This window comes from Gordonia sp. (in: high G+C Gram-positive bacteria) (assembly GCF_012515855.1).
In the GTDB taxonomy this organism is placed as follows: Bacteria; Actinomycetota; Actinomycetes; order Mycobacteriales; family Mycobacteriaceae; genus Gordonia.
Map to the genome: position 1 here is coordinate 54,786 of NZ_JAAYXO010000204.1, position 7,375 is coordinate 62,160.

Annotated in this window: 6 protein-coding genes; 2 read left to right on the forward strand and 4 right to left on the reverse strand. The window is 67.5% G+C overall.

Annotation, left to right across the window (positions count from 1 at the left end):
- Positions 1-69: 69 nt before the first annotated feature.
- Entirely contained in the window at positions 70-495 is a 426-nt protein-coding gene (locus GX543_RS14835) for a pyridoxamine 5'-phosphate oxidase family protein (protein WP_290852979.1), read from the forward strand.
- Here GX543_RS14835 and GX543_RS14840 read toward each other — a convergent pair.
- Positions 492-1,610 carry a Xaa-Pro peptidase family protein gene (locus tag GX543_RS14840; protein WP_290852981.1) on the reverse strand — a complete coding sequence of 373 codons (1,119 nt, stop codon included), beginning with the start codon at positions 1,608-1,610 and terminating at the stop codon, positions 492-494. The genes GX543_RS14835 and GX543_RS14840 overlap by 4 nt on opposite strands.
- Positions 1,611-1,663: 53 nt before the next feature.
- Between GX543_RS14840 and GX543_RS14845 the strand changes: the two genes are divergently transcribed.
- Complete coding sequence (locus tag GX543_RS14845) at positions 1,664-2,587, forward strand: 5'-3' exonuclease (protein ID WP_290852993.1); 924 nt, start codon at positions 1,664-1,666, stop codon at positions 2,585-2,587.
- 85 nt (positions 2,588-2,672) lie between these two features.
- Here GX543_RS14845 and GX543_RS14850 read toward each other — a convergent pair whose 3' ends face one another.
- The 3 genes from GX543_RS14850 to tatC are packed head-to-tail and all read right to left on the reverse strand — an operon-like array spanning position 2,673 to position 7,239.
- The gene (locus tag GX543_RS14850; protein ID WP_290852983.1) at positions 2,673-3,494 is read right to left on the reverse strand and encodes a DUF4333 domain-containing protein; all 822 of its coding nucleotides are present in this window, start codon (positions 3,492-3,494) and stop codon (positions 2,673-2,675) included.
- Between the two features lie 46 nt (positions 3,495-3,540).
- Positions 3,541-6,300: a DEAD/DEAH box helicase gene (locus tag GX543_RS14855; RefSeq protein ID WP_290852985.1), complete on the reverse strand. Its 2,760-nt coding sequence runs from the start codon at positions 6,298-6,300 to the stop codon at positions 3,541-3,543.
- Positions 6,301-6,303: 3 nt separating this feature from the next.
- A complete protein-coding gene (gene tatC / locus GX543_RS14860) occupies positions 6,304-7,239 on the reverse strand; it encodes a twin-arginine translocase subunit TatC (protein ID WP_290852995.1) in 936 nt (311 codons plus the stop codon).
- Positions 7,240-7,375 lie beyond the last annotated feature (136 nt).

Here is a 7,375-nt window from a genome sequence, read left to right on the forward strand (position 1 = left end):
TCCGTCTCCGCGGCACCGACGGGTCACGCGGGTAGCCGCGACCTCGCGACCGTCGATACCGTTACCGGCATGAGCCGCACCGTCGCAGACCTGTCCGCAGAAGCCCACCGCATGCTGTCGGAGTACCACCTCGCGAGTCTCACGACCTTGCGCGCGGACGGCACCCCGCACGTGGTGGCGGTAGGCCTGACGTTCGACGCCGACGCGGCAAAGGCGCGCGTCATCACGTTCGACGGCTCGCAGAAGGTCCGGAACGCGGAGCGCGGCGCGTACGCGGCCCTGACGCACGTCGACGGACCGCGATGGCTCACCCTCGAAGGGCCGGTGGTCGTGCGGCGGGACGCGGAGTCTGTCGCCGACGCCGAAGCCCGTTACGCGGCCCGCTACCGACAGCCCAAGGCGAATCCGCGCCGGGTCGTCATCGAGATGGACATCGCGCGAGCGATGGGGTCGGCGAACATGTTCGAGACGGTCGTCTCCGAGGCGAGCGGTTAGCCCGGGAGGATCACCAGGTGGTGGGGGCGGGTGTTGACCGGCTCGCACCCGTCGCTCGTCACGATCACGATGTCCTCGATGCGGGCGCCCCAGTCGCCTGCGAAGTACACGCCGGGTTCGACGCTGAAGGCCATGCCTTCGCGGAGGACGTCGTGGTTGCCCGCGACGATGTACGGCTCCTCGTGCACCGAGAGCCCGATGCCGTGGCCGGTGCGATGGATGAACTTGTCGCCGAGGCCCGCGTCGACGAGGATCTCGCGCGCCGCGGCATCGATGCTCTCCGCGGTCGCTCCGGGACGGACCGCGGCGACCGCCGCGGCCTGTGCGCGTTCCAGGGCCGCATAGGCCTCGGCGATGTCGGGTCGCGGAGCGGCGAAGCAGTAGGTGCGTGTGGAATCGGAATTGTAGCCGGGGTGTACCGGTCCCCCGATATCGATCACGACGATGTCGTCGGCCTGGATCTCGCGGGCCGAGTGCTCATGGTGCGGGTCGGCGCCGTTCGGGCCGGAGCCGACGATGATGAACTCGGCGAGGTCATGTCCCTCGGCGCGGATCGCGGCGTCGATGTCTGCGGCCACGGCGGCTTCGGTGCGTCCCGGCTTCAAGAACTCACCCATGCGGGCATGGACTCGGTCGATCGCGGCCCCGGCGCGGCGCAGCGCAGCGAGCTCGGCGTCGTCCTTGATCATGCGCAGTTCCCGGAGGACGGGGGTGGCCAGTTGCGGCGCGACGGATGTCCGATCCCCGAGGGGAACCAGGTGCAGCGCGGGCAGTGCGTCGGACACTGCGAGCTTCGCGTCGTCGCCCAGACCGGCCAGCGCCAGTGCATACGGATCGTCGCCGTCGACCCAGTCGGCGACCTCCAGGCCCAGATCGCCGATGGCCGACTCGCGCAACGATGCGAGTTCGAGTCGCGCGGTCACCACTCGCACCGCGCCGCTCGCCGGAATCACCAGCGCCGTCAGGCGTTCGAAGGTCTCGGCGTCCGAACCGGTGAGGTACCGGAAGTCGGGACCGGTGCCGACGACGATCGCATCGAATCCAGCGTCGCGGGTCAATTCGGCGGCGCGCTGCAGGCGCCGGGCGTACACGTCGGACGAGAATCTGGTGGCCATGCCACCAGATTATTTCACCCCTGTGGAAGGCTGTTCACATGACCGGATCGGTGATGCTCCTCGACGGAGCAAGTCTGTGGTTTCGTTCGTTCTATGCGCTGCCGGAGAAGATGACGGCACCCGACGGCAGACCCGTCAACGCCGTCCGCGGGTTCGTCGACACCATCGCGGCCCTGGTCTCCACGCATCAGCCGACACGCCTGGTGGTGTGCCTGGATCTGGCCTGGCGACCCAAGTTTCGCACCGATCTGATTCCGTCGTACAAGGCGCACCGGGTGGCCGAGGCCGGCGACGGCGCCGAAGAGGTCCCCGACACCCTGACCCCGCAGGTCGACATGATCCTGAACGTGTTGCGCTGTGCGGGGATCGCGACCTCCGGCGCAGAGGGCTGCGAGGCCGACGACGTGATCGGCACGCTGGCCTTCCACGAGGCCGTCGACGACGTCCTCGTGGTGAGCGGCGATCGAGACCTGCTCCAGGTGGTCGCCGACGACCCCGTTCCGGTTCGGGTGCTGTATGTGGGCCGTGGGCTGGCGAAGGCCGAATTGATGGGTCCGGAAGAGGTCGCGGAGAAGTACGGTGTCCCCGCCGAACGTGCGGGAGTGGCCTACGCCGAGATGTCGATGCTCCGCGGCGATCCATCCGACGGACTGCCCGGCGTTCCCGGCATCGGTGAGAAGACCGGAGCCAAGCTGCTCACCCAGTTCGCATCGCTCGATGCGCTGGAAGCGGCCGCCTACGACGACAAGTCCGCGGTACCGGCGCGAGCGCGCAACTCGATCCAGAACTCGAAGGAGTACCTGTCGGCGGCGCGGGTGGTGGTCGCCGTCCGGACCGACGCCGACACGATCGACAGCCGCGAGTCCGACGTCCTCCCCGCGGCACCGGCCGATCCCGCGGGACTCGACGCCCTCGTCGAAGAACTGGGGATCGACGCGAGCATCGGCCGCCTGGGCGCGGCACTCGGGTGGGCGTGACTGTCCGGAACGGGATCGTCGAGTCCCCGTCCCCCGAACAGCAGTCAGGCCCGGCACGAGGCCGGGCCTGACGGGCGTTCAAGGTTCAGTTGGTCGGACGTGAGACCTCGTAGGTCCCGTCGCTGTCCTTGATGGTGATGGTGACGTGCTTGTTCTCACCGTTGACCTTCAGGGAGCAGGTGAACGTGGCGCCTGCCTCGACCTTCTGGCCGCTGGGGCACTCGACGTCCGTCACGTCCTTGAGTCCGTAGCCCTCCGGTTCCGGATCGGTCAGGATCTTGGTGGCGCCGTCCTGCACCGCAGTCTGGTTGAGATCCTTGCCCGCCCATCCGGGAAGCCAGAACGCGGTGATCGCAAGGACGGCGGCGATGATCGCGAGAAGACCCGCACCGATGCCGACCAGCTTGCCGACATTCTTCTTGGCCGGCTGTGCGGCAGGAGCGTACGGGTTCAGCGTGGGATCGCCCGTCGGTTGCTGACCGAACGGTTGCTGACCGAACTGCTGTTGCCCCGGAACCGACTGACCGTAGGCGGGTGCGCCCTGCGGTGTCTGACCGAACTGGCCCGGCTGAGGCGGAGCCTGACCGAACTGCTGTTGGGAGTAGTCGGGCTGGCCGAACGCAGGCTGCTGTTGCCCGAACTGCTGCTGGGGTTGCCCGAACTGCTGCTGGGCGGGCTGGCCGTACTGCGGCTGCGGTGCCGAGAAGCCACCGGCCTGTCCCTGCTGCCAGGGGTTCTGCGGGGGGACGGGCTGATTCGGCGCCTGCTGGCCGACCTGCGTTGCCGCAGCGGCGGACTGGTTGCCGTCCGCGTTGGCGGGGCTCTGCGACGAATCCGGGCGCTGCACCACCGTCGTCTTCTCCTCCGGCGGGTTCACCGGGTTGGTGGGCTCGTCACCGTTCGTCATCTCGCGCCTTCCTCCTCAACAATTGCCCCGTAAGCGCTGGCCGCTGTCACGTTACAGCAGTGTCAGCGTCCAATTCGGAAGCCACGACTCCTCGTCGGATGCCCTTGACAGCACGGCGCGCAGCGGAGGCGAGCGGAGCATCGGGGTCGACGCTCCCGCGCACCTGCTCCAGCAGGTCGATGACCTGGCGATTCCACCGCACGAAGTCTCCAGGTGAGAGCATCTGCCCGCGCTCGGCGGCGGCGAGCAGGGCTTCGCGCAACGACCGACCGGCCGCCCAGGCGCCGACGGCGACGCAGAATCCGGTATCCGGTTCGCGTGTTTGAACGACTCCGTGCCGCTCCTGAATCTCATTGGTGGCCTCCCAGACCTGGACCGTCGAGACCAGTGCGTCGCGCAGGGCTTTGTTGCCCGGCATCGAATCGATGCCGCCCGAGTAGGAGTCGCGGCGCGACTCGTAGACCATCGTCGAGACGACCGCCGCCAGATCGGGGGCCGACAGCCGGTCCCAGATGCCCGCCCGGATGCACTCGGCCACGAGGAGATCGTTCTCGGAGTAGATCCGGCGCAGCACCGCCCCGGTCGGCGTGACGACCAGCTCGCCCGTCTCGTCGGTCTCCAGATACGACAGTTCGGTGAGCACTCCGGTGACGGCGTCGAACTCGGTCTCCAGGGCCGCGGTGCGCTCGTCGACGGCTCGTTCGAGGTCGTTGATGTCGCGAATCAGTCGGTGGCGACGCTCGGCGAGACGATGCAGTTCGTCGATGCCGGTGAGCTTGTGCACGGGGTGCTTGCGCAGTCGGTTGCGCAGTTCGGTGAGCCGCAGGTCGCTCTCGGTGGACTTCTGTTTCTTGGTGTTGCGTCCGCGCGGTCGATCGATCCCGCTCGACCGGAGCATGCCGACGATCTCGCGGCGCCCGTGCGAGCTGCGCCGGTTCGCGGACTTCGGGATGCGGAGATTGCCGAGCACCTCGGGCGGGTTGACGAAGTCGCGGACGCCGACGCGACCGGTCCAGCCGTCCTCGCACATCACCAACGGCTTCGGGTCCAAGTCCATGCTGGCCGGTTCGATGACCACCGCGAGGCCCCGATGCCGTCCGGTGTTGAGCCCGATCACGTGACCCGGCTTGAGCGCGAGAAGGTCTTCGGACACCGCCTCCGACGCCTGCATGCGCCGAGTGAACTTGGCCGCTCGTTCTTGACGCTTGATGTCCTCGCGGAGCGAGACGTACTGCAGGAACGCGTCGGGGGCCAGCCCCTTGCGCTCGGTGGACTGCTGGAGCTCGGAATCGACCTTGCGGAGGGTCATTCGCGCGCGGTCGAGCTGGCGCGCCTGTCCGACCACCGAGCGGTCGGTCTGGAACTGCGCGAACGACCGCCGCAGCAGTTCGCGTGACCCGTCGACGCCCAGGCGGTCGATCAGATTCATCGCCATGTTGTATTCGGGCGAGAACGAACTGCGAAGCGGGAACGTGCGCGCACCGGCCAGGCCGGCGACCCGATCGGGCACCACCTCGGGGGTCCATACGACGACCGCGTGCCCTTCGACGTCGATGCCGCGTCGTCCAGCGCGCCCGGTGAGCTGGGTGTACTCCCCCGGAGTCAGGTCGACATGCGCCTCACCGTTGTACTTCACCAGGCGTTCGAGGACCACGCTCCGCGCGGGCATGTTGATGCCGAGGGCCAGGGTCTCGGTCGCGAACACCACCTGTACCAGCCCGGCGACGAACATCTCTTCGACGGCCTGCCGGAACATCGGCAGCAGTCCGGCGTGGTGCGCCGCGAAACCCCGCCGGAGCCCCTCGACCCACTGGTCCACGCCGAGGACGTCGGCGTCGCCGGGCGAGAGTTCGGTCAGGTGGCGCTCGACGATCGCGTCGACGGCCGCGGCCTGCGACGCGTCGAGCAGATTGAGGTCCGACCGCAGGCACTGCATGAGCGCGGCGTCGCAGTTCTTGCGGGAGAAGATGAAGGTGATCGCCGGCAGCAGGTCGTTCTCGTCGAGGATCTGGATCATCCGCGGCCGCGAGATGCCGAGGCCGCCGCGCCGTCGCTCACGGGCCACTCGTTCGCGGTAGTTGCCGACGGCGTCGTCGGACAGCAGTCGGTGTTTGATGTGGCGGTTGAGCTCTGGATTCACCTGCTTGGGGTGCTTGTGGTCGAACAATCCGAACATCCGGTTACCCACCAGCATGTGCTGGTGCAGCGGGACCGGACGGTGTTCGTCCACGATCACGGCGGTATCGCCGCGGACGGCGGTGATCCAATCACCGAACTCCTCGGCGTTGCTGACCGTCGCCGACAGGCTCGCGACTCGGACCGACGGATCGAGCCCGAGGATGACTTCTTCCCACACGGCTCCGCGGAACCGATCGGCAAGGAAGTGGACCTCGTCCATCACCACGTGGGAGAGGTCGTGCAGCGCGGTCGAATCCGCGTACAGCATGTTCCGCAGCACTTCGGTGGTCATCACGACGACCGGAGCCGACGAGTTGATGGAGTTGTCTCCGGTCAGCAGGCCGACGTTCTCGGCGCCGTGCACCTCGACGAGGTCGTGGTATTTCTGGTTGCTGAGGGCCTTGATCGGTGTGGTGTAGAAGCACTTGGTGCCCTGGGCGAGCGCGAGGAAGACGGCGAACTCGCCGACGATCGTCTTGCCCGCCCCGGTGGGCGCGCAGACGAGCACGCCGAGGCCACGTTCGAGGGCGGAGCACGCCTGGAGCTGGAACTGGTCGAGGGAGAAGCCGAGCCGGTCGCTGAAAGCGGCCAACTGTGGCCCCGGAACCGAGAGGTCGTCGATGGTCATCACCTACAGGATGTCATCGAATGCCTCGTCGGTCCGAATGGATTTGCGGTCCGTGCTCGCGCCGAGCGCACCGGCGCGCTCGATGGCACCGGGTCGGCCGATCGCATCGGAGTCCCCGAGCCCGTCCGACCGTCCCAGCGGAGACGCTTGATCGTCGGGCAGCGACTCCCAGTCGGGTGCCCGCTTGGCCTTGCGTTTGTCGTGCAGGCGCGCCACCTGAATCGCGAACTCCAGCAGTACCGTCAACGCGAAGGCGAGCGCGGTCATGGTGAACGGATCCTGGCCCGGCGTCACGATCGCCGCGAACACGAACATCGTGAAGATGAGGCCGCGACGCCACCGCTTGAGTCGCTCGTAGGTCAGGATGCCGACGAGGTTGAGCGCGATGATGAGCAGCGGGAGCTCGAAGCTGATGCCGAAGAGAATCAGCAGACGAAGCATGAACCCGAAGTACGCGTCACCGGTCAATGCCGAGACCTGCACGTCGTTGCCGACGGTCAACAGGAACTCGAACGCCTTGGCGACGACCAGGTAGGCCAACACCACGCCCGCGACGAACAGCACACTGGCGGCGGAGACGAAGCTGACCGCGTAGCGGCGTTCGTTCTTCTTGAGGCCCGGGGTGATGAATCGCCAGATCTGGAGGATCCAGATGGGGCACGCCAGGACGATGCCCGCGGTGAGCGCGACCTGCAGGCGCAGCATGAACTGATCGAACGGACCGGTCGCGAGCAGTCGACACTCGCCGTCGGTCGTCAGCGTGGCCCGGGTGTCCGGCGGCAGGTCGCAGTATGGCCCGCGGAGCAGATCGCCCAACGACTGGGTCCACAGGAGCCCGTGGCTGTACCAGACGAAACCGATGATCGTGGTCAGCGCGATCGCTGCCATCGAGATGACGAGCCGGTTCCGGAGCTCGTAAAGATGCTCGGCCAACGGCATCGAGCCGTCGGGATTGACCTTGCTGCGCCGGTTACGCGGGTCGAATCGGCCGAAAGAGAGTCTGCGCACTCCGGTCGGGTGCGGCTATGCCGACTTCTTGTCGGTCGGATTCACCGGATCGGTGACAGCAGGGTTC

Bases quoted from the DNA above. Each gene is read 5' to 3' on its own strand.
- tatC (WP_290852995.1), bottom strand. From the start codon at position 7,239: ATGCCGTTGGCCGAGCATCTTTACGAGCTCCGGAACCGGCTCGTCATC.
- GX543_RS14840 (WP_290852981.1), bottom strand. From the start codon at position 1,610: ATGGCCACCAGATTCTCGTCCGACGTGTACGCCCGGCGCCTGCAGCGC.
- GX543_RS14835 (WP_290852979.1), top strand. From the start codon at position 70: ATGAGCCGCACCGTCGCAGACCTGTCCGCAGAAGCCCACCGCATGCTG.
- GX543_RS14845 (WP_290852993.1), top strand. From the start codon at position 1,664: ATGCTCCTCGACGGAGCAAGTCTGTGGTTTCGTTCGTTCTATGCGCTG.
- GX543_RS14850 (WP_290852983.1), bottom strand. From the start codon at position 3,494: ATGACGAACGGTGACGAGCCCACCAACCCGGTGAACCCGCCGGAGGAG.
- GX543_RS14855 (WP_290852985.1), bottom strand. From the start codon at position 6,300: ATGACCATCGACGACCTCTCGGTTCCGGGGCCACAGTTGGCCGCTTTC.